This window comes from Thermobifida alba (assembly GCF_023208015.1).
Lineage (GTDB): Bacteria > Actinomycetota > Actinomycetes > Streptosporangiales > Streptosporangiaceae > Thermobifida > Thermobifida alba.
Genome location: NZ_CP051627.1, coordinates 2,536,910 through 2,558,759, shown reverse-complemented (window position 1 = coordinate 2,558,759; position 21,850 = coordinate 2,536,910). Strand labels below are relative to the sequence as shown.

21 protein-coding genes and 1 tRNA gene are annotated in these 21,850 nt (G+C 74.6%); 14 read left to right on the top strand and 8 right to left on the bottom strand.

The window, feature by feature from the left end; genetic code table 11:
• Complete coding sequence (locus tag FOF52_RS11320) at nt 1-1,986, bottom strand: acyl-CoA dehydrogenase family protein (protein WP_248589929.1); 1,986 nt, start codon at nt 1,984-1,986, stop codon at nt 1-3.
• A 299-nt stretch (nt 1,987-2,285) separates the two neighbouring features.
• On the opposite strand from FOF52_RS11320, the gene FOF52_RS11315 reads away from it, so the two are divergent.
• From FOF52_RS11315 to FOF52_RS11295, 5 genes are read left to right on the top strand one after another with little or no spacing between them, the layout of a single operon-like run.
• Nucleotides 2,286-2,888 (top strand): DUF4178 domain-containing protein, encoded by a 603-nt coding sequence (locus FOF52_RS11315; RefSeq protein WP_248589928.1) that lies wholly within the window; start codon nt 2,286-2,288, stop codon nt 2,886-2,888.
• 1 nt (nt 2,889) lies between these two features.
• A complete protein-coding gene (locus FOF52_RS11310; protein WP_248589927.1) occupies nt 2,890-3,435 on the top strand; it encodes a DUF2617 family protein in 546 nt (181 codons plus the stop codon).
• Nucleotides 3,425-3,853, top strand: coding sequence for a hypothetical protein (locus tag FOF52_RS11305; RefSeq protein WP_248589926.1), 429 nt, complete (start codon nt 3,425-3,427; stop codon nt 3,851-3,853). Before FOF52_RS11310 ends, FOF52_RS11305 begins: the two co-directional genes overlap by 11 nt.
• 43 nt (nt 3,854-3,896) lie before the next feature.
• Nucleotides 3,897-4,319 (top strand): DUF350 domain-containing protein, encoded by a 423-nt coding sequence (locus tag FOF52_RS11300; RefSeq protein WP_248589925.1) that lies wholly within the window; start codon nt 3,897-3,899, stop codon nt 4,317-4,319.
• Nucleotides 4,319-5,908, top strand: a complete 1,590-nt coding sequence (locus tag FOF52_RS11295; RefSeq protein ID WP_248589924.1) for a polyamine aminopropyltransferase — start codon at nt 4,319-4,321, stop codon at nt 5,906-5,908. Before FOF52_RS11300 ends, FOF52_RS11295 begins: the two co-directional genes overlap by 1 nt.
• 6 nt (nt 5,909-5,914) lie before the next feature.
• On the opposite strand, the gene FOF52_RS11290 is transcribed toward FOF52_RS11295, so the two are convergent.
• Both FOF52_RS11290 and FOF52_RS11285 read right to left on the bottom strand, forming a co-directional pair.
• Entirely contained in the window at nt 5,915-6,601 is a 687-nt protein-coding gene (locus tag FOF52_RS11290; RefSeq protein WP_198156458.1) for a response regulator, read from the bottom strand.
• Nucleotides 6,598-7,725, bottom strand: coding sequence for a sensor histidine kinase (locus FOF52_RS11285; RefSeq protein WP_248589923.1), 1,128 nt, complete (start codon nt 7,723-7,725; stop codon nt 6,598-6,600). The genes FOF52_RS11290 and FOF52_RS11285 overlap by 4 nt, the downstream gene beginning before the upstream one ends.
• A 182-nt stretch (nt 7,726-7,907) precedes the next feature.
• Here FOF52_RS11285 and FOF52_RS11280 point away from each other — a divergent pair, with 182 nt between their 5' ends.
• Nucleotides 7,908-8,135, top strand: coding sequence for a hypothetical protein (locus FOF52_RS11280; RefSeq protein WP_248589922.1), 228 nt, complete (start codon nt 7,908-7,910; stop codon nt 8,133-8,135).
• Nucleotides 8,136-8,449: 314 nt separating this feature from the next.
• On the opposite strand, the gene FOF52_RS11275 is transcribed toward FOF52_RS11280, so the two are convergent.
• Nucleotides 8,450-8,522, bottom strand: a tRNA-Arg gene (locus FOF52_RS11275).
• A 671-nt stretch (nt 8,523-9,193) separates the two neighbouring features.
• On the opposite strand from FOF52_RS11275, the gene FOF52_RS11270 reads away from it, so the two are divergent.
• Together FOF52_RS11270 and FOF52_RS11265 are read left to right on the top strand one after the other, a co-directional pair.
• A complete protein-coding gene (locus tag FOF52_RS11270; RefSeq protein ID WP_248589921.1) occupies nt 9,194-10,042 on the top strand; it encodes a lytic transglycosylase domain-containing protein in 849 nt (282 codons plus the stop codon).
• Nucleotides 10,043-10,094: 52 nt separating this feature from the next.
• Complete coding sequence (locus FOF52_RS11265; RefSeq protein ID WP_248589920.1) at nt 10,095-11,066, top strand: cobalamin biosynthesis protein; 972 nt, start codon at nt 10,095-10,097, stop codon at nt 11,064-11,066.
• A gap of 24 nt (nt 11,067-11,090) precedes the next feature.
• Here the strand turns inward: FOF52_RS11265 and FOF52_RS11260 are convergent, their stop codons facing one another.
• Nucleotides 11,091-11,570: a hypothetical protein gene (locus FOF52_RS11260; RefSeq protein ID WP_248589919.1), complete on the bottom strand. Its 480-nt coding sequence runs from the start codon at nt 11,568-11,570 to the stop codon at nt 11,091-11,093.
• A 177-nt stretch (nt 11,571-11,747) separates the two neighbouring features.
• Here FOF52_RS11260 and FOF52_RS11255 point away from each other — a divergent pair, with 177 nt between their 5' ends.
• Together FOF52_RS11255 and FOF52_RS11250 are read left to right on the top strand one after the other, a co-directional pair.
• Nucleotides 11,748-12,188, top strand: coding sequence for an NfeD family protein (locus tag FOF52_RS11255; RefSeq protein ID WP_248589918.1), 441 nt, complete (start codon nt 11,748-11,750; stop codon nt 12,186-12,188).
• A 90-nt stretch (nt 12,189-12,278) separates the two neighbouring features.
• Nucleotides 12,279-13,361: an SPFH domain-containing protein gene (locus tag FOF52_RS11250; protein ID WP_248589917.1), complete on the top strand. Its 1,083-nt coding sequence runs from the start codon at nt 12,279-12,281 to the stop codon at nt 13,359-13,361.
• A gap of 61 nt (nt 13,362-13,422) precedes the next feature.
• Here FOF52_RS11250 and FOF52_RS11245 read toward each other — a convergent pair whose 3' ends face one another.
• Nucleotides 13,423-14,388: a quinone oxidoreductase family protein gene (locus tag FOF52_RS11245; RefSeq protein WP_248589916.1), complete on the bottom strand. Its 966-nt coding sequence runs from the start codon at nt 14,386-14,388 to the stop codon at nt 13,423-13,425.
• Nucleotides 14,389-14,432: 44 nt separating this feature from the next.
• Nucleotides 14,433-16,514, bottom strand: coding sequence for a serine/threonine-protein kinase (locus FOF52_RS11240; RefSeq protein ID WP_248589915.1), 2,082 nt, complete (start codon nt 16,512-16,514; stop codon nt 14,433-14,435).
• 298 nt (nt 16,515-16,812) lie between these two features.
• On the opposite strand from FOF52_RS11240, the gene FOF52_RS11235 reads away from it, so the two are divergent.
• Nucleotides 16,813-17,079, top strand: coding sequence for a DUF6504 family protein (locus FOF52_RS11235; protein ID WP_248589914.1), 267 nt, complete (start codon nt 16,813-16,815; stop codon nt 17,077-17,079).
• 33 nt (nt 17,080-17,112) lie between these two features.
• Here FOF52_RS11235 and FOF52_RS11230 read toward each other — a convergent pair whose 3' ends face one another.
• Nucleotides 17,113-17,256 (bottom strand): hypothetical protein, encoded by a 144-nt coding sequence (locus FOF52_RS11230; protein WP_248589913.1) that lies wholly within the window; start codon nt 17,254-17,256, stop codon nt 17,113-17,115.
• Between the two features lie 243 nt (nt 17,257-17,499).
• Here FOF52_RS11230 and FOF52_RS11225 point away from each other — a divergent pair, with 243 nt between their 5' ends.
• From FOF52_RS11225 to cobT, 3 genes are all read left to right on the top strand, one after another.
• Nucleotides 17,500-18,054 carry a GNAT family N-acetyltransferase gene (locus FOF52_RS11225; RefSeq protein WP_248593839.1) on the top strand — a complete coding sequence of 185 codons (555 nt, stop codon included), beginning with the start codon at nt 17,500-17,502 and terminating at the stop codon, nt 18,052-18,054.
• A 188-nt stretch (nt 18,055-18,242) separates the two neighbouring features.
• Nucleotides 18,243-19,253 (top strand): Rv2231c family histidinol phosphate aminotransferase CobC, encoded by a 1,011-nt coding sequence (cobC, locus tag FOF52_RS11220; protein WP_248589912.1) that lies wholly within the window; start codon nt 18,243-18,245, stop codon nt 19,251-19,253.
• A 210-nt stretch (nt 19,254-19,463) separates the two neighbouring features.
• The gene (gene cobT / locus FOF52_RS11215) at nt 19,464-21,767 is read left to right on the top strand and encodes a nicotinate-nucleotide--dimethylbenzimidazole phosphoribosyltransferase (protein WP_248589911.1); all 2,304 of its coding nucleotides are present in this window, start codon (nt 19,464-19,466) and stop codon (nt 21,765-21,767) included.
• Nucleotides 21,768-21,850: the final 83 nt, after the last annotated feature.

Below are 21,850 nucleotides of genomic sequence, written 5' to 3'. Positions count from 1 at the left end.
TCAGCCGGACGACGCGCCCACCGGCTCCCCGGCGCGGGCCTGCTCCGCCTGGCGGGCCTCCTCCGCGCCCAGCGCGATCGGCGCGGCCAGCCACTCGTCGTTCAACCCGAACGCGTCCACCAGGGCGCGGGCGTGCGGACGCAGCCTGCGGCACAGCGAGTTCACGGCGGCGGTGACCGCCTTGGCGCGGGCCGGGGTGAGCCGCTCGTGCTCCAGGAACCAGGCGCGTTCCCGCTCCACCAGCGACAGCGTCGACAGGTCGCACAGCATCCCCAGCACGGTGCGCGTGCCCGCGTCGCCGGCCCGGTCCACGGCGGCGGCGAACGCCTCGAACACCAGCCGGTCCACGTGGGCGCGCGCCGCCAGCAGCACGTGGTCCTGCACGTCGTTGAAGACCGCGAACGGGTCCGCGCCCGCGGCGGACGCGGCGCGCAGCCGCCGCGCCAGCCCCTCCAGCACGTGGTTCTCCCGGTCCTCCAGCAGCGCCCGCTGCCACTCCCGGTCCAGCAGGCCGGCCTCGCCGTCGCGGCCCGGCGCGGCCTGCACCAGCCGGTCCAGCAGCGACCGGGCGGCGGTGCGCTCCACCACGGTGCCCAGGAACTGCCCGGCCACGAACTTGGCCATGCCGAGTGTGTCCAGGCTGCCGAACTCCTGCCGGTAGTTGGTGAGCAGGCTCTTGCCGACCAGTTGCAGCAGCACCGTGTTGTCGCCCTCGAACGTGGTGAACACGTCGGTGTCGGCGCGCAGCTGCGGCAGCCGGTTCTCCTCCAGGTAGCCCGCGCCGCCGCACGCCTCCCGGCAGGTCTGGATGGTCTCGGAGGCGTGCCAGGTGGCGACCGCCTTCAACCCGGCGGCGTGCGCCTCCAGCTCCCGCTGGCCGCGGTCGTCCAGCGGCTCGCCGCTCAGCCCGTCGTGCAGCCGCGACACCAGCTCCTCCTGGGCGAAGTGCAGCGCGTAGGTGCGGGCCAGGGCGGGCAGCAGGCGGCGCTGGTGGGCGAGGTAGTCCAGCAGCACCACCTCCTCGTCGCGGTCGGGGCGGGAGAACTGGCGGCGGACCTCGCCGTAGCGGACGGCGATCGCCAGCGCCGCCTTCGTGGCGCTGCCCGCGCCCCCCGCCACGCTGATCCGGCCGCGCACCAGCGTGCCCAGCATGGTGAAGAACCGCCGGTTCGGGTTGGCGATGGGACTGGAGTAGGTGCCGTCGGCGGCCACGTCCCCGTACCGGTTGAGCAGCGCGGTCCGCGGCACCCGCACCCGGTCGAACCAGAGGCGGCCGTTGTCCACCCCGTTCAGTCCCGCCTTGGGGCCGCAGTCCTCGATGCGCACCCCCGGCATCGGAGCGCCGTCGGCGTCGCGGACCGGCACCAGCAGCGCGTGCACACCGTGCCGCTGCCCGCCCGTGACCAGCTGCGCGAACACCACGGCCAGCCGGCCGTCGCGGGCCGCGTTGCCGATGTAGTCCTTGCGGGCCGCCTCGTCCGGGGTGTGCACCACGAACTCGTCGGTGTCCGGGTCGAACGTCGCGGTGGTGCGCAGCCCCTGCACGTCGGAGCCGTGCCCGGTCTCCGTCATCGCGAAGCAGCCGGGGATCTCCAACGACATCACCCCCGGCAGGTAGGCGGCGTGGTGCCGCTCGGTGCCCAGCGCCTGGATCGCGCCGCCGAACAGGCCCCACTGCACGCCCAGCTTCACCATCAGCGACAGGTCGCACACGAGCATCTCGAAGGCCACCACGGAGGCGCCCACGTCCCCCGCGCCCCCGTACTCGGGGGAGAACCCGTAGCGGGCCAGGTCCGTTCCGGCGAGCGTGTGCAGCTGCCCGGTGACGCGGGCGCGGTGCTCCTCCATGCCCAGGCCGTGCCGGGGCGCGAACTCCGGGCCGCGCAGCACCTCGCGGGCGCGGCGCCGTACCGCGGCCCACCGGCCGTCCAACAGGTCGCGCAGGGCCGCGGTGTCGACCGCCGCCGCGTCGTCGCGCTGTGGCATGGAAGCCTCCCCAGGAAGTCGTCTCAACCGTCCCCTTCACTTCTGCTCCGCCCCCGGGAGAACTAACCCGCACGATCCGGACGGAACGGGGACGGGACCGCGGGGCCGACCCGCGCGGGGGCGGTGCCGGGGAAAAGCCAGGGCGACACGTGGAAAATGCATAACGAAAACGCAACGGCGTGAACGGAAGTGTCCTGCTTCCCCGTCCCACAGCAGGGTGCAGCCGTTGCGGACAGGTTGGACGGCTCCCGTCCCGGCATGCGACCATCGGCACAGTTGAGAACGAGGAGAACACCGGCGTGCGCGAAGTGATCCTGTTGACGGCCCTCGCCCTCGCGGCGGTCGTGATCTACCTGCTGGTCCGGGAGCGCAGGAAGCGGGCCGCCGCCCCGCCGCCCGCCCCCAAGCCCCCGCAGGACCCCTTCGCCGACCAGGGCACCCAGGGCGACCCGCGCACCATCAAGGTCGGCGACATGCTCGACTTCGGTGTCGAACGGGTCTGGGTGCGCGGCACCCTGCGACTGTCCGAAGGCGGCTGGGAGTGGGCCGAGCACTTCGTCGACGAGGGCGGCACCGGACAGCGGCGCTGGCTGTCGGTGGAGGAGGACCCCGACGTGCAGCTGGTGCTGTGGACCAGCCGCCCCGACCTGGACGTCGTCCCCGGCCCCAAGCAGCTCACCGTCGAAGGCGTCACCTACCGACTCGTGGAGCGCGGCACCGCCGCCTACCGTTCCGAGGGCACCACCGGCCTGCGCGCCAGCGGCGGCATGGACTACGCCGACTACGAGGGACCCGACGGCAGGCACCTGGCGTTCGAACGGTTCGACCACGGCTCCTGGGAGGCCAGCCTCGGCACCGACGTCGCCCCCGGCAGCCTCACCGTCTACCCCGGCAGCAACTGACATGCGCGTCGCCGTCGACGTCCCGTTCAGCGACACCCGCGCCGCCGACCTCGCCTGGAGCGTCACCCACCGGCCCGTCGAGCCGCTGGTCGAACGCACCGTGCACCTGGCCGGGGCCCGCGTCCGCCTGCGCGTGCTGGGCGCCTCCCACCAGGTGGTCGTGGACCACGGCCCGGACCGTCTCGTGGAGACCGTCGCCTGCCTGCCGGATGTCCCCGGCGGCCTGCCCGAGGAAGCGGCGCCGCGCGTACCGGGCACGATGCGCTACCACTTCGCCAGCTCCGTGCGCCGTCTCGGCCCCGCCGAGTTCGCCGCCCGCGCCGCCGCCGTCCGCGACCGGCTGGCCGACCGCTCCGACGCGCTGTCGGCCGTCTTCCCCGGGGACCCCCTCGCGGTCACCGCGCTGCTGGTGGCCGCCGCCGGGCCGGTACTGCACTGGCTGACCTGGCACGCCTACCCGCAGAGCGGCGAACTGGTGGCCACCGTGTCCACCACCGTCCTCAGCCCTCCGCCCCCCGGAAGGAAGACCCCCGGCCATGACCGCTGACCACTCCGCCACCGTCAAGAAGAGCGTGCTCGTCGGCTTGGGCGTGCTGGCGCTCATCGTCATCTTCGCGGCCTCGTGCAGCTCCTCCGGCGCCCGCTGCGGCGACTACGACCGGGAGGAGGTGTACGTGTACCAGCCGGGCCGGGGCGACTACGAGAAGTCGGGCGGCCAGTACCGCTTCGTCGGCGCCAACAGGGGCGACTACGGCCGGGAGATCCGCTACGAGTACGACCCCAACGACGGCGACTACGACAAGCGCAACGGCCAGTACGTCTACGTCGGCTGCGACGACGGCCGCCGCGGCGGCTCCTCCTCTTCTTCTTCCAGCAGCAGCGGCGGAGGCGTCTGGTTCTTCGGCGGCAGCAGTTCCGGGAGCGGCAGCTCCAACCGGGGCGGCGGCCCCGGCTGGGGCAAGTAGCCCCCGCCCCGTACCACACCGACCCGACCGAGGAGAAACCCCCATGTACCTACTGCTCATCGACGTCCTCGCCTGCCTGGCCTACGGGGTGGTCGGCATCGCGCTGATGGCCCTGGGCTACCTGATCGTCGACCTGCTCACCCCCGGCAAACTGCACGAGCTGATCTGGAGCGACCGCAACCGCAACGCCACCCTCATCGTCTCCTCCAACACCCTGGGCGTGGCGATCGTGGTCGCCACCGCCATCGCCACCAGCGCCGAGGGGCTGGCCGCCGGACTGGTCAGCACCGCCGTCTACGGGCTGGTGGGCCTGGTCATCATGGCGCTGTCGTTCGTCCTCATCGACCTGCTCACCCCCGGCAAGCTCGGCTCCATCGTCGCCGAGACCGAGCTGCACCCCGCGGCCTGGGTCAACGCCTCCGCGCACCTGGCGGTCGCGGCGGTCGTGGCCACCGCCATCTACTGATGGCCGACCCCGCCGTCGCCGAACACCCGGCGGGCCAGGCCGAGCGGCTTCCCGTGCCGCCGCGGCTGGCCCGCTTCGCCGTGCTGTTCGCGGTGTTCGTCTGCGCCGCGTGCGGCCTCGTCTACGAGCTCGCGCTCGTCGCCCTCGGCAGCTACCTGCTCGGCGACACCATCACCCAGGCGTCCGTGGTGCTGGCGGTGATGGTCTTCGCGATGGGCGTCGGCTCGCTGGCGTCCAAACGGCTCACCGAGCGGCCCGCGTTCTGGTTCGCCGTCGTCGAGGGCCTGCTGTCGCTGGTCGGCGGCCTGTCGGTGCTGGTCCTGTACGCGGCGTTCGCCTGGTTCTCCCTCTACCAGCCCGCCCTCGTGGGCCTGTCCTTCCTCATCGGCGTGCTCATCGGCGCGGAGATCCCGCTGCTGATGACCCTCATCCAGCGCATCCGCCGCCAGGAGGCCGCCACCGCCGTCGCCGACCTGTTCGCCGCCGACTACGTGGGCGGCCTCATCGGCGGCCTCGCCTTCCCGTTCCTGCTGCTGCCCGCCTTCGGCCTGCTGGAGGGCGTGGTGCTGGTCGGCATGGTCAACGCGGTCACCGGCATGGCGGTCGTGCTGTGGCTGTTCCGCCGCTCCCTCACCCGGCTCGGCACGGCCGGACTCGCCGCCGGGCTCGCCCTGGTCATGGCAGCGTCGGTGAGCGTGCTGGCGCTGTCCGACCGCTTCGAGGTCGACGCCCGCCAGGCCCTGTACCGCGACCCCGTCGTGCACGCGCAGCGCTCCGACTACCAGGAGATCGTCCTCACCGAGAACCTGGCCCGCACCGACCTGCGCCTGTTCCTCAACGGCGACCTGCAGTTCTCGTCCCTGGACGAGTACCGCTACCACGAGTCGCTGGTCCACCCGGTGATGGACGGGCCGCGCCGCGACGTCCTCGTGCTGGGCGGCGGCGACGGACTGGCGCTGCGCGAGATCCTCGCCTATGAGGACGTGGCGCGCGTCGTCCTGGTCGACCTGGACCCGGCCGTGGTGGAACTGGCCCGCACCCACCCCCGGATCAGCGAACTCAACCGCGGCGCCCTCGACGACCCGAGGGTCACCGTCGTCAACGACGACGCGTTCACCTGGCTGCGCACCACCGCCGACCGCTTCGACGCGGTCGTCGCGGACCTGCCCGACCCCGACGACGTCGCCACCGCGAAGCTGTACTCGGTGGAGTTCTACGGGCTGCTGCGCCAGGCCATGACGGCGGACGCCCGGGCCGTCGTGCAGGCCGGGTCGCCGTACTTCGCGCCCCGCGCCTACTGGAGCGTGCAGCGCAGCATGCACGAGGCGGGACTGCACACCACCCCCTACAACGTGGACGTGCCCAGCTTCGGCAACTGGGGGTTCTTCCTGGCCCGCACCGACCGCGCCCCCGAACTGGCGCTGCCCGCCGACGCGCCCGACACCGCCTTCCTGGACGCGGCGGTGCTGGAGGCCGCCCAGGTCTTCCCCAAGGACCGCCGCCCGGACGCCCAGGGCGAACCCCTGCCGTCCACCCTGCTGCACCCGCGCATCATCGACTACCACCGCAACGCCTGGGCCGGCTACTGAGCGGGGTCACTCCTCCTCGTCGTCGAGCAGGCCCGCGTCGTGCACCAGCAGCGCGATCTGCACCCGGTTGGTGAAACCGAACCTGGCCAGGACGGCGGAGACGTGCGTCTTGACCGTGGGCACGCTCAGGTGCAGCGCCGCGCCGATCTGCGCGTTGGACAGGCCGCGGCCCACCGCCACGGCCACCTCCCGCTCCCGGTCGTTGAGCTGGGCCAGCCGCCGCCGGGCGCGGTCCCGCCGCCGGTCCTCGCCGGACTCGGCGACCCGCGCGATGAGCCGGCGCGTCACCTCCGGCGACAGCACCGGGTTGCCGCGCGCCACCTGCCGCACCGCCGCCACGATCTCCTCCGGCGGGGTGTCCTTCACCAGGAACCCGGCGGCCCCGGCGCGCAGCGCCCGCAGCACGTGCCGGTCGGCGTCGAAGGTGGTCAGCACGATCACCTCGGGGGCGTCCGCGCTCGTCCGCAGCCGCTCGGTGGCGGCCAACCCGTCCACACCGGGCATGCGGATGTCCATCAGCACCACGTCGGGACGGCACTCGGCGGCCAGGGCCAGTGCCTGCTCACCGTCGCCCGCCTCGCCGACCACCCGCAGGTCCGGCGCGCCGCCCAGCATCATCGTCAGCCCGGCGCGCACCAGCGGGTCGTCGTCGACGAGCAGCACCCTGATCGGCGTGTCGGCAGGCGAGGTCACGACGGCCAGGGTAGCCGGGCCGCGAGCCGCCAGCCACCGTCGGCGAGCGGCCCGTACTCCAGGCTCCCCCCGGCCAGGTCCACCCGCTCGGCCAGCCCCAGCAGCCCCTGCCCGGACCCGGCCGCTGGCACCGCCCCCGAGCCCGGCGCGGGCGCGGTGTTGACCACCGCCACCTCCAGCCCCTCACCCGCCGCCCCGGCGACGCGCACGGTCACCGCCGCGCCCGGGGCGTGCTTGCGGACATTGGTCAGCGCCTCCTGCACGATCCGGTAGGCGGTGCGGCCCGCCGGGTCGGGCACGTCCCCGTCGACCTCGGCCTCCAGCCGGACCGGCGTCCCGGCCCGCTCGGCCTCCTCGACCAGGTGGGAGAGGTCGGCGAAGACGGGCTGCGGCAGCTCCCCGACGGGGGCGCGCAGCACTCCCACGACCTGGCGCAGGTCCTGCAGCGCCTGGTGGGCGCTCTCCCGGATGACGCGGGCCGCGCGGGCGACGTCCTCGGCGGGCGCGTCCGGCCGGTACTCCAACGCCCCGGCGTGCACGCTCAGCAGCGACAGCCGGTGCCCCAGCACGTCGTGGATCTCCCGGGCGATCTCCTCACGGGCCGCGCGCCGCGCCTCCGCCTCGGCGCGCTCCCGCAGCGACGCCACCAGGCGGCGGCGGTGGTGCACGAACAGACCCCAGCCGACCGCGACCCCCTGCAACGCCGCACCCAGCAGGAACAGCAGGAGAGCGGGGGTGCCCGGCTCGGGGCGGAGCAGCACGTAGCCGAATGCGGTGAACAGGCTGAGCCCGAAGACGGCCAGGCTGGTGCGCGGCGGCCGGTGCACGGCCACCGAGAACAGCGCCACCAGCATCGCCCCGGCGATCGTCTCGGAGAACACCGACAGCAGCACCAGCGCCACGGCCAGCCCGGTCGGCCACCGGCGGCGCAGCCACAGCGCCGCGCAGCCCAGCACGCCCGTCAACTGGTCGAGGGTGAACAGCCACGCCGGGACCACGTCGGGGACCGCGCCCTCCTCCAGGCGCACCCCGGACAGCACCACACCCCAGACCACCGCGGTCACGAACAGGCAGCAGTCCACCAGCCAGTCGCGCAGGCCGCGGGAACGCGTGAACCCGGTCATCAGAGGACGAGCCTACGGGCCCCGCGCGCGGCCGTTCCACCGCGAACGCGCGGGCCGATACCCCGGTCACCGGAACCGATACTTTCGTCGCGCCCGCTCCCCGCCGACCGGAGACCTCGGTCGGCGGAGAGCATCCCGCGGACCGATCCGCGCGGCCGGGCGGCGCCCCTAGCGTCGACGGCATGCGCCAACCCCTGCAGACCGCGGGTTTCCTGCTGATGCTCATGGGCCTCAGCGGAGCCGTCGACCACCTCTACGTCCAACCGTTCATGGGGGCGTTCCTCAACGTCTTCAACCGGGTCGTCATCCCCCGTATCGACCTGCTCACCGGGTACGAGCTGTACGCCAACCTGAGCCTGGCCGTGCTGGGCTTCGTCGTCATGGTCGCCGGAGGCCGGATCCCCGAATGAGCGCCCCGCCCCGCTGGTCCGGGAGACCGCGCGCCGCCCGGACGCGGGCCGGCCGGGGCGTCCTGGCACTGACCGCCCCCTTCGGGGGCGGGCCGGGGTGGAGAACGCGCGCATCCATGATCTACGGCATACAGCCGCCACCTGGTTGTCCGAGGCGGGGACGAACCCGGGGGAGAGAGAAGACCGAGGAACGGAGACGAATCTCGACGAACTCGAACGGTCTTCCTCCGGTTGCTGCACCTGCTGCTGCGCCTGGGGGATCGGCAACGCTTCAGGGCGGGCACTCGGTGGGTGTCCGCCCTGTTCACTGGATGCGCGCCTGGCAGGATTCGAACCTGCGACCGTCGGATTAGAAGTCCGGTGCTCTATCCACTGAGCTACAGGCGCTCGGATTCAGTTGTGGCGGTGTGCTCCCGCCCCGGGAACCGTCCTGGCCGGCGGCGCTGACGGGTCGGTCCACCACCGGATGATCCGGAGCCGAGGCGACATTTTAGGGGATACCGCCGATGCCGCTCATGATCGCACGAAATCGTAGCAACTGGAGCCAATCGTCGTCACGGCTGTTTACCGTGCACTTCTCGCCGAACCGGTCGGTACGGCACCATCGCCCACGTTACCGCCCGCCCGACACCGCCCAGAATCGTGGCGACGGTGTTTCGTGAGGTGCGGCACACCGCCCCGAGGCGGTCCACGGGCACCGGTCCCGCTGGATCGCACCCCCGTTCACCAGGTCCAGTACTGGCCGCACCAGCCGAGAAGCAGGATGAGGTGAATCAGGTGCACGATGGGCCCCCTTCCGTCGCGGCAGCGGACAGCGGGGGGACGCGGAGTGTGCTTTTGCCCTCACTATAAGCATTGACCTGCCGGTATGTCCTTACTTCCGACAAGGTCCGGCGAGGTGTCCCGGGCGGTGCGCGGGGACCGGGCGACCCCGGCCCCCGCAGCGGCGCCCCGGACGTCCCGACCCCGACCTGGCCCTCGACGGCCTCACCTCGGCGCAGGCCGGACCCGCCGAACGCGCCGAGCACGCCCGCACCTGGCGCGACTACACCCGCCAGGTGCTGCGGCTGCGCCTGGTCCTGTTCGGCCTGGCCGCGGTCGTGGCCGTCCCCGCGGTCCTGGTCGTCGGCTCCGACAGCACCGGCGGGAGCGGAGGGGCCGCCGCGCCCCCCGAAGGCTACGACGCCGACGGGGTGCGGCTGGCCGGCGTGGCGGCGGACGCCGCACCCGCCGCTCCCTCCCCGCTCCAGCAGGCCCCCGCCGTCCCCTCCGAGGAAGCCGCCGAGACCGGCGCCCGCACCGCGCCGGCGCGCACGGAACCGGTGGTCCCGGAGGCCCCCGCCGAGCGCATCAGCGCCGAGTGGTTGGCGCGCGTCAGCGGGCAGACCGGCATCCCCGAGCGGGCGCTGCTCGGCTACGCGGGCGCCCAGCTGGTCAGGGAACACGAGAACCCCGCCTGCGGCGTGTCCTGGGTGACGCTGGCCGCCATCGGCTCGGTGGAGACCGAGCACGGCACCTGGGGCGGCGGCCGGAGCGGCGCGGACGGGACCACCACCGAGCCGATCATCGGCATCGCCCTGGACGGCGGCAACGGCACCGCCGCCGTCCCCGACACCGACGGCGGACGCCTCGACGGCGACACCGAGTGGGACCGCGCGGTCGGCCCCATGCAGTTCATCCCCGCCACCTGGCGGACCTGGGCCGCCGACGGCGACGGAGACGGAGTCGAGGACCCGCACGACATCGACGACGCGGCACTGGCGGCGGCCCGCTACCTGTGCGCGGACGGCCGCGACCTGACCGACGGCGACCAGTGGTGGCGCGCGGTGCACGCCTACAACCACTCCGACGCCTACGTCGGCGACGTCTACGAACGGGCCGACCACTACGCCACCCGCACGCAGTGACCGCGGCCGCCCCGGCGGGCGGCCGGCCGGACGGTGCCTCTAGGGTCGGGGCATGCGGAAGAAGCGTCGAACCGCCCGCCGGGCGCGGGCCCTGGGACTGCTCGCGGGCGTCGCCCTGGACCGGCTGGTCGCCGACCCCGAACGGGGCCACCCGGTCGCGCTGTTCGGAACCGCGGCGGCCCGGCTGGAACGGCTGCTGTACGCGCCCGACCGGACGCGCGGAGCGGTGTTCGCCGCCGCGGCCGTGGCCCCCGTCGCGGCCCTCGGGGCGCTCGCCGACGCGCGCGCCGCGACCGGCCGCACACTGGCCGCCACCGCCGTGGCCACCTGGACCGTCGTCGGCGGGGCCATGCTGGAACGGGAGGCCGCGGGCCTCGCCGACGCACTGGAGGCGGGGGACCTGGCCGAGGCGCGGCGCCGCCTGCCGCGCCTGTGCGGACGCGACCCCGCCGGACTCGACGAGGAGGCGCTGGCCCGCGCCGTCATCGAGTCGGTCGCCGAGAACACCGCTGACGCGGTCGTCGCCCCCCTGGTGTGGGGCGCGCTGCTGGGCAGCGCCGGACTGCTCGGCTACCGCGCGGTCAACACCCTCGACGCGATGGTCGGCCACCGCTCCGTGCGGTACGCGCGGTTCGGCTGGGCGGCGGCCCGCCTGGACGACATCGCCACCTGGGCCCCGGCCCGGCTGACCGCGCTGCTCGCGGCGGCCGCCGCCCCCGCCGTCGGCGGTGACGCGCGCCGCGCCTGGCAAAGCTGGCTCCGCTACGGGAACCGCCACCCCAGCCCCAACTCGGGCCAGTGCGAGTCCGCGTTCGCCGGAGCGCTCGGTGTCCGCCTCGGCGGACGCAACGTCTACGGCGGACGGGTCGAGGAGCGTCCCCGCATCGGCGACGGCCGGCCGCCCCGGGCCGCGGACGTCCGCCGCGCCGTCCGCCTGTCCCGCGCCGTCACCGTCGGGGCGGCCCTGGTCGCCGCCGCGGCGGCCAGGGGGCTGGACGCGGTCGACCGCGCGGCACGGCGCTGAGGAGCCGCGGCGCCGCGGCGGACCTCAGAAGGTCAGCGAACGGACGTAGTGGAACTGCTGGTGGACACGGGTGATGTCGGCCGGGGTGTGGACCGGGACCTGGGTGGTGTAGAACCGGTCGCCGTGGGCGACGGTGATCTGGATCGTCCCCGCCACCGAGGTCTCCTTCACCAGCAGCAGGAACAGGCTCAGAGCGCAGACCACGAGGAAGCCGACCAGCGCCAGGACCACGGCCCAGGTGGGGATCGTCTGCCGCACCGAGGTCATGTCGTTGATCGACCACATGCTTCCCCGCAGCGGAAACGACCCGACCGGCGTGATCACCGTGTTCTGGGTGACGGTGATGTCGCCGAGCACGGCGATCGGCTGTTCGGGGACGGAGGGCAGCGGGGCGGAGTAGCCGCCGGTGGAGTCGTACGGCGGGAACGGTCCCGGGGAGGCGCCGCCCTGGTCCCAGGGGCCGGGGGAGCCCTGGCCGCCGTACGGGTCGGGATAGTGGCTCATGCCCGGATTCTCGCAGACTCCGCCGGAAAAGGAACGGGGGAGCGGAAGTCGGCCGGGAGCGGCCGGGGTTGTCCGCCTGTCCCGCGGGCTGATCGGTCCTGTCCGAAAACGGACGGTGCAAAGGGGGCGGTTCGCGGGTAGCCCTAGGAATGCGCGCCACAGAAGGCGGGAGTGGGTATGCCGGTGTGGGTTGTCTGGTTGATCGCGGCCGTTGTGCTGGGTGTGGCCGAACTGTTCACGCTGACCCTCGCCCTCGGCCTGCTGGCGGCGGCGGCGCTGGTCGCCGGGGTGGCGGGCGCCATCGGAGTCGGCCTGTCCGGACAGATCCTGGCCTTCCTGGCCGCCTCGGCCGCGGGTCTGCTCGTCATCCGGCCGATCGCGCGCCGCCACATGGCCCAGCCGCCGCTGCTCCGCTCCGGCGCCGAGGCGCTGGTGGGACGGAGCGCCCTGGTCGTCGAGGAGATCACCGCGGACGGCGGCCGGATCAAGCTCTCCGGCGAGGAGTGGTCGGCCCGGTGCCTCGACGAGACCCGGCACATCCCCGCCGGAGCCCGCGTCGACGTCATGGAGATCGAAGGCGCCACCGCGGTGGTCTATCCGCGGGACGAACTGCCGTGACCCCGAACCGGTGAGGGACGACACGCCCCCGGCCCTCGCGACACCCGCCCCTCCCAGCGGGGCACCACCGAAGGAGGAGAGACAGCCGTCATGGCTACGGAGATCGTCCTCATCGCCCTCGCGATCATCGTGGTCCTGGGAGTGATGTCCACCGTACGGATCGTCCCCCAGGCCCGCGCCTACAACATCGAGCGCTTCGGCCGCTACCTGCGCACCCTGCAGCCCGGACTCAACTTCATCATCCCGGTCGTGGACCGCGTCAACACCAGGTTCGACCTGCGCGAACAGGTGTTCTCCTCCCGCCCGCAACCGGTGATCACCGAGGACAACCTGGTGGTCAACATCGACACCGTCCTCTACTACCAGATCACCGACCCGCGCGCCGCCGCCTACGAGGTGGCCAACTACCTGCAGGCCATCGACCAGCTCACCGTCACCACACTGCGCAACGTCATCGGCGGAATGGACCTGGAACGCACCCTCACCTCGCGGGAGGAGATCAACTCGCGGCTGCGCGGCGTCCTCGACGAGGCCACCGGCAAGTGGGGCATCCGCGTCAACCGCGTCGAGATCAAGGCCATCGACCCGCCGCCCACCATCAAGGAGGCGATGGAGAAGCAGATGCGGGCCGAACGCGACAAGCGGGCCGCGATCCTGCACGCCGAGGGGGAGCGGCAGGCCCGTATCCTCACCGCCGAGGGCGCCCGCCAGCAGGCCATCCTGGAGGCGCAGGGCCAGCAGCAGGCCGCGATCCTGCGCGCCGACGGCGAGGCCAAGGCCATCGAGCGGGTGTTCCAGGCGGTGCACGCCAACAACGCCGACTCCAAGCTGCTGGCCTACAAGTACCTGGAGACGCTGCCCACGCTCGCCCAGGGCGAGGGCAACACCTTCTGGGTCATCCCCGGTGAGCTCACCCAGGCGGTCCACAACCTCAGCAGGGCGTTCGCGCCCTCCGCCGACGGGGAGCGCGCCGAGCGGGAGGAACCGGACGGCGACGAGCCGGAGGGGACGGCCCCGGAGCTCACCTCGGGCGGCGGCCCCAGTGCCGAGGCGCTGCACGCCGCCGACCTGGCCGCCGACCGCGCGGCCGAGGCGGTGGCGGAGGCCAAGGCCGAGGCCCAGGCGGCGGCGGGGCCGTCCGGCCTGCCCGGCCAGCGGCAGAGCGAGCCGTGAGACAGCGGGGGCGGACCGGACCGGCAGCCCTCCCGGTCCGCCCCCGCCCGGGCGGTGCGCCCTAGACGAGCAGCAGCTTGCCCACGGTGGCGCGGGAGGCCAGGTCGGTGTGGGCCCGGTGCGCCTCGGCCAGCGGGTAGCGGCCGCCCACGTGCACGGCGAGTCCGCCGGAGGCCACCAAGCCCAGCACGGCCGAGGCGCGGTCCAGCAGCTCCTGCCGGGTCCGCGTGTAGTGGCCCAGCGACGGCCGGGTCAGGTAGACCGACCCGGCGGCGTTCAGCCGCTGCGGGTCGAACGGCGGGACCACGCCGCTGGACTGCCCGAACAGCACCAGCATGCCGCGCGGCCGCAGGCAGGCCAGGCTCGCGTCGAAGGTGGCGGCGCCCACGCCGTCGTAGACCACGGGCACCCCCTCCCCGCCGGTGAGCCGCCGCACCTCGGCGGCCACGTCGGCCTCGGTGGAGCGGACGACCTCGTCCGCCCCCGCCTCGCGGGCCCGGCGCTCCTTGTCCGCGGTGGAGACCGTGCCGATGACCCGGGCGCCGCGCTGCTTGGCGAACTGGACGAGGAGCCGTCCCGTCCCGCCGGCCGCGGCGTGCACCAGCACGGTGTCGCCCCGCTGGACCGGGTAGGTCGAGTGGGTGAGGTAGTGCGCGGTAAGCCCCTGGAGCAGGACCGCGGCGGCCTGCTCGGTGGTGACGCCGTCGGGGACGGGGACGAGGTCGGCGGCGGCGGCCACGGCGCGCTCGGCGTAGGAGCCCCGCAGCCCCACCGACGCCACCCGGTCGCCGACGGCCACCCCGGTGACGCCCTCGCCGACGGCGCTGACCACGCCCGCGCCCTCGCTGCCCGGAATCCACGGCAGGGACACCGGGTAGATGCCGGAACGCTGGTAGATCTCGATGAAGTTGACGCCGCGGGCGGCCAGGTCGACGACGACCTCCCCGGGGCCGGGCACCGGGTCGGGCGCCTCGCCCGGACGCAGCACCTCCGGGCCTCCGGTCTCCTCGACGACGATGGCGCGCATGCGTGGCCTCCTTCGAACTTCGCGGCTTGGTGCGGGACCCGACGTTACCGCTCCGACTCCCCGGCGTCCGCGCCGTCCAACCGGTACACGGCGAAGTCGTCGAAGACGACCACGAGGTTGCCGCCCCCGCCGGCGCCCCGGGTTGCCCGGATACCCGCCTGCGGGGCGCCCTCGCCGTCGTGGGGCAGCGGTTTGGAGTCGACCGCCTCCAGCACGTGCTCGCCGTTGAGCCACAGGTTGAGGGTGACCGTGTCGGCCGCGTCGTCCAGTTCGCAGGTGAAGTCGAGCGTGTTGACCGCCGGTTCGCCCCCGTCCTCGGGGGAGGCGGTGAACCCGGGCAGGAGGGGGTCGCCGATGGCCTCCTCCAGGTGGGTGGAGCCTTCCTCGCCCCCGTCGCGGCGGATCTGGGCCGCGGTGCCGTCCACCCGCACGCTGGCGTAGTAGGAGGTGACGGTGTCGTCCCCGTCGTCGTTGCGGAAGCAGTACAGCCCGTAGGTCCCGTAGTCGGGGCCGGACAGCACCCGGGCGGCGGCGCTGACCCGCACCCGGGTCGGCAGGTCGTAGACGGGGGCGGGGTGGCCGGTGGAGGTCCGGGAGTCCCCGTCGGCGCTGAGCGCGTAGCCGCCCTGGTAGTAGCCCCGCCAGTAGAAGGTGTCCGAGGGGTCGAAGTCGCGGTCGTCCCAGCCCTGGGGGGAGGTGAAGTCGTCGGCGTAGATCTGGATGCCCTGCGGCATCTCGCGGCCGCCGAACAGCCACGCGCCGCCCAGGGCCGCCGCGGCGGCCAGGACCAGCACGCCTGCACCCGCCCCCACCGCCCGCAGCGGGAGGGGCCGGCGGGGCCGTTCGGGCTGCGGGGAGTCGGCTGCCGGGGGCGGCTGGCCGCCCGGCGGGGTGGGGGTGGACGGCGGGGCGCCCTGGGGGAAGGCGCCGAAACCGCCGGACAGGGGTGCGGTGGCCGGCGCGGGCTGCCCGGCCGGAGGAGTGCCCGCCGGGGGCGGGGCGGCGAACGGCGGTGCGGCCGGGAGGACGCCGGCCGGGGGCGGGGCGGCGGTGGGCTGCCCGACCGGGGGAGTGCCCGGCGGCGGGGGGACGGGCTCCCGGTTCGGGGCAGCCGCGGGCTGCCCGGCCGACGGGGTGGCCACGGGCGGCAGGGCGGCAGCGGCCGCGGGCTGCCCGGTCGGCGGGGTGGTCGCGGGCGGGGCCGGCTGCGGACCCGAGGGAGCGGACTCCGGGCGCGCCACGGACGGCGGGGTCCAGGAGCGGACCACGGTCTCGTGGACGGCGTCGGGACTCGGCTCCTCTTGCCCCACCAGCCGGTTGAGCAGCTGCTGGGCGGTGGGACGGTTGTCGGGGAACTTGTCCAGCGCGCTCTCCACGAGTTCCCGCAGCGCCGGGTCGAGCCCCGACAGGTCGGGCTGCCCGGAGATGATCTGGTGCAGCACCGCCGGGACGGTGGGCGCGTTGAAGGGCGTGCGCCCGGTTCCGGCGTAGGCGACCAGGCAGCCCCAGGAGAAGATGTCGGACGGCGGTCCGGGAGGGTCGCCCGCGATGATCTCCGGGGCGAGGTAGGACGGGGTGCCCATGATCTGGCTGGAGCGGGTGACCGCGCTGTCGTCGTCCAGCGCCCGGGCGATCCCGAAGTCGATCACCTTCGGCCCCACCGTGGACAGCAGTACGTTGGCGGGTTTGAGGTCGCGGTGCACCACGCCCGCGCCGTGGATCGCGGTGAGCGCCGCCGCGACCCCCACGGCCAGGCTCTCCAGGGTGCCGCCGTGCATGGGGCCGTCGGTCTTGACCGCCTCGGCCAGGTTGGGGCCCGGAACGTACTCGGAGACGATGAACAGCGGGTCGCTGTCCAGCCGCGCGTCCAGCACCGCGGCGGTGGAGAACCGGGCGACCCGGCGGGCCGCCGCCACCTCGCGCGCGAAGCGCTGCCGGAACGCGGGGTCCTCGCTGAGGTCCGGGTGGATCAGCTTGACCGCGACGAGGCGCCTGGCCGCGTCCCTGCCGAGGTAGACCGTTCCCATGCCGCCCCGGCCCAGACGCCCGACGATGCGGTAGTCGCCCAGTTCGGTCGGGTCGCCGGTGCGGAGGGGTCTGGCGCGCTCGTGCCCGTTTCGCGTCACAGTTGGGGGTTCCTTATGTGATGAGGGGTGCGGTTCGCCTCCCACAGCCTAGCGAGCCCGGGGCGGGGCGGCGGGGAGCGCGGTGTCTCGGGATGCCGGAAGTCAACCACGGGGGAGCGGCGGAAGGCGATTTCGCGAGAGTGGGGGCGCGGAGCTCGGAAACCCGGGAACATCGGCGGTTTCGCCCCTGCCCCGCGGCACCCTCCCCTATCATTAGAACGTGTGTTCGAATTCGGTTGTGGCCTGAACGCTGGTCGGCCGCGTGCGCGCTTGTGCTGGGGGGTTCATGGGAGCGGTGATGACGGGACAGGGCTACGGCGTGCCAGTGCGGGTGTGGGACAGGGACGGGCGGCCGACGCGGTTCGTCTGGCAGGGGCGCGTCCACGTGGTCCGGCAGGTCCTCGACCACTGGGTCACGGTGCGCGCGGACTTCACCGGGGACGGGAGGCGGCCGGAGCGGGTCTTCTGGCGGGTGCGTGCCGGGGCCGGAGCGGACCTCGGGCTCTACGAGCTGCGGTACGACTCCGCCACCGGCGTCTGGCTGCTGGCCCGGGTGGCCGCGTGAGAGGCGCGGGGCCGGTCCCGACGGCGGACCGGGTCAGCCGGCCGCGCCGCCCCCGGCGTCGTGCGGGACGCGTCGGGGCGTCGCGGTGGGCGGCGGCAGGCGGGTGAGGCGGGCGAAGAGCAGCAGCAGGGGGGCGAGCACCGCGAGCAGGACGCCGACGAGTAAGAGCCAGACCACGAAACGCTCCGGGAGGACGGGGTAGGGGACATTCGTCCAACACCCTGCCAAACCGTGGCCGCTCCCCGGAAACGGGGGCGGCGACCCCGGCGGGGCGCTGCTTGGCCGGGGCCGGACGGCCTTGGCACACTGGCCCACAGCAGTCGTCCGGTGGCGGAGCGGGGTCACCGGGAACGGGGCGGCCGTCGCACCGCGGCCGGCCGCCCGGCCCGCAGAGGAGCGAGTGTGTCCACCGGCCCGATCATGCCCAGCGTCATCCTGGAGACCGAGCGCCTGGTCCTGCGCGCCTTCACCGAGAACGACGTCGACGACGTGCTGCGCGCGGCCAGCGACCCGCTCACCCAGCGCTGGCTGCCGATCCCCGCGCCCGGCCGCCCCTACACCCGGTCCGACGCCGTCACCTGGTGCGTCGACACCGCCCCGGCCACCCGGGCGACCGGAGACGGCCAGCACTGGGCGGCCGTGTGCCGCCGGACCGGACGCTATGTCGGGTCCTTCGGGGTGGTCCGCACCAACTGGGCGGCGCGCACCACCGAGATCGGCTACCTGATGGCGCCGGACGCGCGCGGCCGCGGCCTGGCTCCCGAGGCGGTCGTCGCCGTCACCCACTGGGTGCTGCTGGACCAGGGGTTCGAACGGATCGCGTTGAAGGCCGCCACGGACAACACCGCCTCGCGCCGCGTCGCGGAGAAGGCCGGATACGTCTACGAGGGCATCGAACGCAACGCCATGCCGCTCCACCGCGGACGCACCGACCTGGCCGTCTATAGCGTCATCCGCCCCGACCTGGTCGGTTGACCCGGGCACCGGGCCGCCTCCGCGCAGCCCGGCCGCGGCCCGGCGAACCGCCGACACTCCGTGGTCGCTCCGCCACGTACGGCACCGCCCGGGTGCGGCGGAGCAGGGGAGGAACGGCCCGGGACGGACCCGGGCGGTAGGTTTCGTGCGACGGAAGCCATCCAGCGTCTCGAGGAGCGCGAGGACACATGGTCGATCTGCGCCACCACGGCGACACCGAGGTCGGGCCCGGCCTGCTCGACTTCGCGGTCAACGTGCGCGACCGCACCCCGCCGCGCTGGCTGGCCGAACGCCTCGCCGCCTCCGTCGCCGACCTGGCCGCCTACCCCGACCCGGAACCGGCCCGGCGCGCGGTGGCCCGCCGCCACCGCCGGACGACCGCCGAGGTCCTGCTCACCGCGGGCGCGGCCGAGGCGTTCGTGCTGCTGGCGCGTGCGCTCACCCCGCGTCGCGCGGTCGTGGTGCACCCCCAGTTCACCGAACCCGAGGCGGCTCTGCGCGCCGCCGGACACCCGGTCGAGCGGGTCGTGCTGGACGGCGACTTCACCCTCGACCCCGGCGCCGTCCCCGACGACGCCGACCTCGTCATGGTCGGCAACCCCACCAACCCCACGTCGGTGCTGCACCCCGCCGGGACCCTGGCCGCCCTCGCCCGGCCGGGCCGCGTCCTCGTCGTGGACGAGGCGTTCGCCGACTGCGTCCCCGGGGAACCGGAGTCCCTGGCCGGCCGCGCCGACCTGCCCGGCCTGGTGGTCGTGCGCAGCCTCACCAAGACCTGGGGACTGGCCGGGCTGCGCGTCGGCTACCTGCTGGCCGAGCCCCCGCTGGTCCGCCGCCTGGCCGAGGCCCAGCCGCTGTGGTCGGTCTCCACGCCGGCGCTGGTGGCGGCGCGCGAGTGCAGCACCCCCCGGGCGCTCGCCGAAGCCGAGTCCTGGGCGGTCGACCTCGCCGGACGGCGCACCCGCCTGGCCGAGGACCTCACCGCCCTGGGACTGGCCGTCACCCCCGACCCCCGCGCTTCGTTCCTGCTCGTGCGGACCCCCGGGGCGGACCTGCTCCGCACGCGACTGCGCGGACGCGGTGTCGCGGTGCGCCGCGGCGACACCTTCCCCGGCCTGGGAAAGGACTATCTACGCATCGCGGTCCGAGCGGCCGAGACCAACGCGCGGCTCGTGGCACTTCTGGCAGAGTTGCTCTGAGTGGAGGAGATGTCCGGCGCCCCGGCCCCTCCACCGTGCCGCGGAGGTCCGGCGTGACCGAGGAGCCACACGCCGTCGCCCGAAGACCGAGACCGACCAGCGACCACGGAGGAACCCTTGAGCGGTGACCGCACAGACAGCGTTCCCGGAGACGAACGGGACGCCGGCCAGGGACGGGCCCGGAGAGGGCCCGCCTGGGACGTCCGTGCCGTGTCCGAACCGTCCCCGCAAGGCCGCTGGGCCGCGGTGCACCCGCCCGACGGCCCCCGGTCACCGGGCGGACTGCTGGACGGCCTGCCCGAGGCGGGGCGGGGCGCCGGCCTGCGCCCGCCCCCCGCGCCGCCGGCCGTCCGGCCGGCGCCCGGCGCGACCGTGCGGCCCGACGCCCGACCGCACCGGGACCGGACGGCGCCGGACCGGCCCGCCCAGGAGGGCGGCGCCCCCGCCGCGGAGCCGGCCGCGCGCACCGTCGTCCCGCTGCGCCCGACGGCCGGGGAGCGCGCCGCACCGCACGGCCTCGAACCGCCCGCCCCGCCCACCGATCCCGCAACCGCACAACCCGAAGGTCCCAGCCACCCCGTGAACGCACAGCCCGCGGCACTCCCGCCCGAACCCGAAGCGGCCGAGGCGGCCGGAGCCGCCCCGGCCTCCCCGGCCGCGACCGAGGAGGAACCGGTCGGCTACGACCCCGACGAGGTCGTCGCCGAACCGGCCGGCGAACCGGCCGCGGAGCCGGCCGCGGAGCCGGCCGCGCCGCACGAGACCGCGCCCTCCGCGGACCCCGCCGCCCACGCCTACAGCGACGTCGAACGCGAGGCCGTGTACCGGGCCATCCGGGAGCGCCGCGACGTCCGGGTGGGATTCCGCCCCGACCCCGTCCCCGACGACGTCCTGGTCCGCGTCCTGGAAGCCGCCCACCACGCGCCCTCCGTCGGCTTCTCCCAGCCGTGGGACTTCGTGGTCATCCACGACCGCGGCACCCGGGCCCGGGTCCGCGAGCTCGTGCAGCGGCAGCGCGAAGCCTACGCCCGGGCCCTGCCCGGGGCGCGGGCGCGCACCTTCTCCGGGCTCAAGGTCGAGGCGATCCTGGACACCCCGCTCAATATCGTGGTCACCGTCGACCCCACCCGGGGCGGACGGCACACGCTGGGGCGGCACGTCCAGCCGCAGACCGCGGCCTACTCCACCGCGCTGGCCGTGGAGAACCTGTGGCTGGCCGCGCGGGCCGAGGGGCTCGGCGTGGGCTGGGTGAGCTTCTTCTCCGAACGGGAGCTCGCCCGGGAACTGGACCTGCCGCCGCACCTGGAGATCGTCGCCTACCTGTGCGTCGGCTACGTGGAGGAGTTCCCGCCCGAACCCGAGCTGTCCCTGGGCGGCTGGGCGCAGCGCCGCCCGCTGGCCTGGGCGGTGCACTGGGAGCAGTACGGCCGGCGCGGCCTGCCGGGGGAGGAGTCCACCAGTTTGCTGGAGGAGACGATCGCCGGGATCGGCCCGCTCAACCAGCGGGCCGTGGAGGAGGCCCGGGAACGCCAGGCCCGTATGACCAAGCCGGCCGGCTCGCTGGGCGTGCTCGAAGACGTCTCGGTGCAGTTGGCCGGGCTGGCTGGGGAGTGCCCGGCGCCACTGCCCGAACCCGCCGCCGTCGCGGTGTTCGCCGCCGATCACGGCGTCCACGCCCAGGGGGTGACCGCCTGGCCGCAGGAGGTCACCACGCAGATGGTGCACAACTTCCTCGCCGGAGGCGCGGTGGTCAACGCCTTCGCCGCGCAGGTCGGGGCCGAGGTCACCGTGGTGGACGTGGGGGTGGTCGACGACCTGCCGGCCGTGCCGGGGCTGCTGCCCCGCAAGATCGCCCGCGGCACCGCCGACATGACCAGGGGCCCGGCGATGACCCGGCTGCAGGCCGAGTACGCCATCGAGGCGGGCATCGAGGTCGCCCGGGACCTGGTGGCAGCGGGCAACCGCTGCCTGCTCACCGGCGACATGGGCATCGCCAACACCACCGCGTCGGCCGCGCTGGTCTCGGCGTTCACCGGCCGCGACGCCGCCGAGGTCACCGGCCGGGGGACCGGCGTCGACGACGCCGTGTACGAGCACAAGGTGGCGGTCGTCCGCGCGGCGCTGGAGGCCAACCGGATCGACGTGTCCGACCCCGTGGGCGTGCTCGCCGCCGTGGGCGGCCTGGAGCACGCGGCCCTGGCCGGATTCATCCTGGGGGCGGCGTTCCTGCGGGTCCCGGTCGTGCTGGACGGGGTCATCGCCGGAGCCGCGGCCCTGGCCGCGGTGGCGCTGGCCCCCGACGCGCGCCTGGCCTGTGTCGCCGGGCACCGTTCCAGCGAGCCGGGGCACTCCGTGGCACTGGAGCACCTGGGGCTGCGCCCCCTGGTCGACCTGGACCTGCGGCTGGGGGAGGGCTCCGGGGCGCTGCTGGCGCTGCCGTTGGTGCAGAGCGCCGCACGCGCTCTGCGGGACGTGGCGACCTTCGAGGCCGCCGGGGTGACCCAGAGCGACTGATGAGCGGACCCCGCCGCCGTCGGCACCGGACGCCGACGGCGGCGGCCGCGCCCCGTGCGGCGCGGCCGCCGGGCACCGCCGGG

Coding starts and splice junctions, on each gene's coding strand:
- FOF52_RS11285 (WP_248589923.1), bottom strand. CDS start 7,725: ATGACCGGGTTCACGCGTTCCCGCGGCCTGCGCGACTGGCTGGTGGAC.
- FOF52_RS11235 (WP_248589914.1), top strand. CDS start 16,813: ATGACGGGACAGGGCTACGGCGTGCCAGTGCGGGTGTGGGACAGGGAC.
- cobC (WP_248589912.1), top strand. CDS start 18,243: ATGGTCGATCTGCGCCACCACGGCGACACCGAGGTCGGGCCCGGCCTG.
- FOF52_RS11260 (WP_248589919.1), bottom strand. CDS start 11,570: ATGAGCCACTATCCCGACCCGTACGGCGGCCAGGGCTCCCCCGGCCCC.
- FOF52_RS11310 (WP_248589927.1), top strand. CDS start 2,890: ATGCGCGTCGCCGTCGACGTCCCGTTCAGCGACACCCGCGCCGCCGAC.
- FOF52_RS11245 (WP_248589916.1), bottom strand. CDS start 14,388: ATGCGCGCCATCGTCGTCGAGGAGACCGGAGGCCCGGAGGTGCTGCGT.
- FOF52_RS11320 (WP_248589929.1), bottom strand. CDS start 1,986: ATGCCACAGCGCGACGACGCGGCGGCGGTCGACACCGCGGCCCTGCGC.
- FOF52_RS11255 (WP_248589918.1), top strand. CDS start 11,748: ATGCCGGTGTGGGTTGTCTGGTTGATCGCGGCCGTTGTGCTGGGTGTG.
- FOF52_RS11250 (WP_248589917.1), top strand. CDS start 12,279: ATGGCTACGGAGATCGTCCTCATCGCCCTCGCGATCATCGTGGTCCTG.
- FOF52_RS11305 (WP_248589926.1), top strand. CDS start 3,425: ATGACCGCTGACCACTCCGCCACCGTCAAGAAGAGCGTGCTCGTCGGC.
- FOF52_RS11295 (WP_248589924.1), top strand. CDS start 4,319: ATGGCCGACCCCGCCGTCGCCGAACACCCGGCGGGCCAGGCCGAGCGG.
- FOF52_RS11265 (WP_248589920.1), top strand. CDS start 10,095: ATGCGGAAGAAGCGTCGAACCGCCCGCCGGGCGCGGGCCCTGGGACTG.
- FOF52_RS11280 (WP_248589922.1), top strand. CDS start 7,908: ATGCGCCAACCCCTGCAGACCGCGGGTTTCCTGCTGATGCTCATGGGC.
- FOF52_RS11225 (WP_248593839.1), top strand. CDS start 17,500: ATGCCCAGCGTCATCCTGGAGACCGAGCGCCTGGTCCTGCGCGCCTTC.
- FOF52_RS11300 (WP_248589925.1), top strand. CDS start 3,897: ATGTACCTACTGCTCATCGACGTCCTCGCCTGCCTGGCCTACGGGGTG.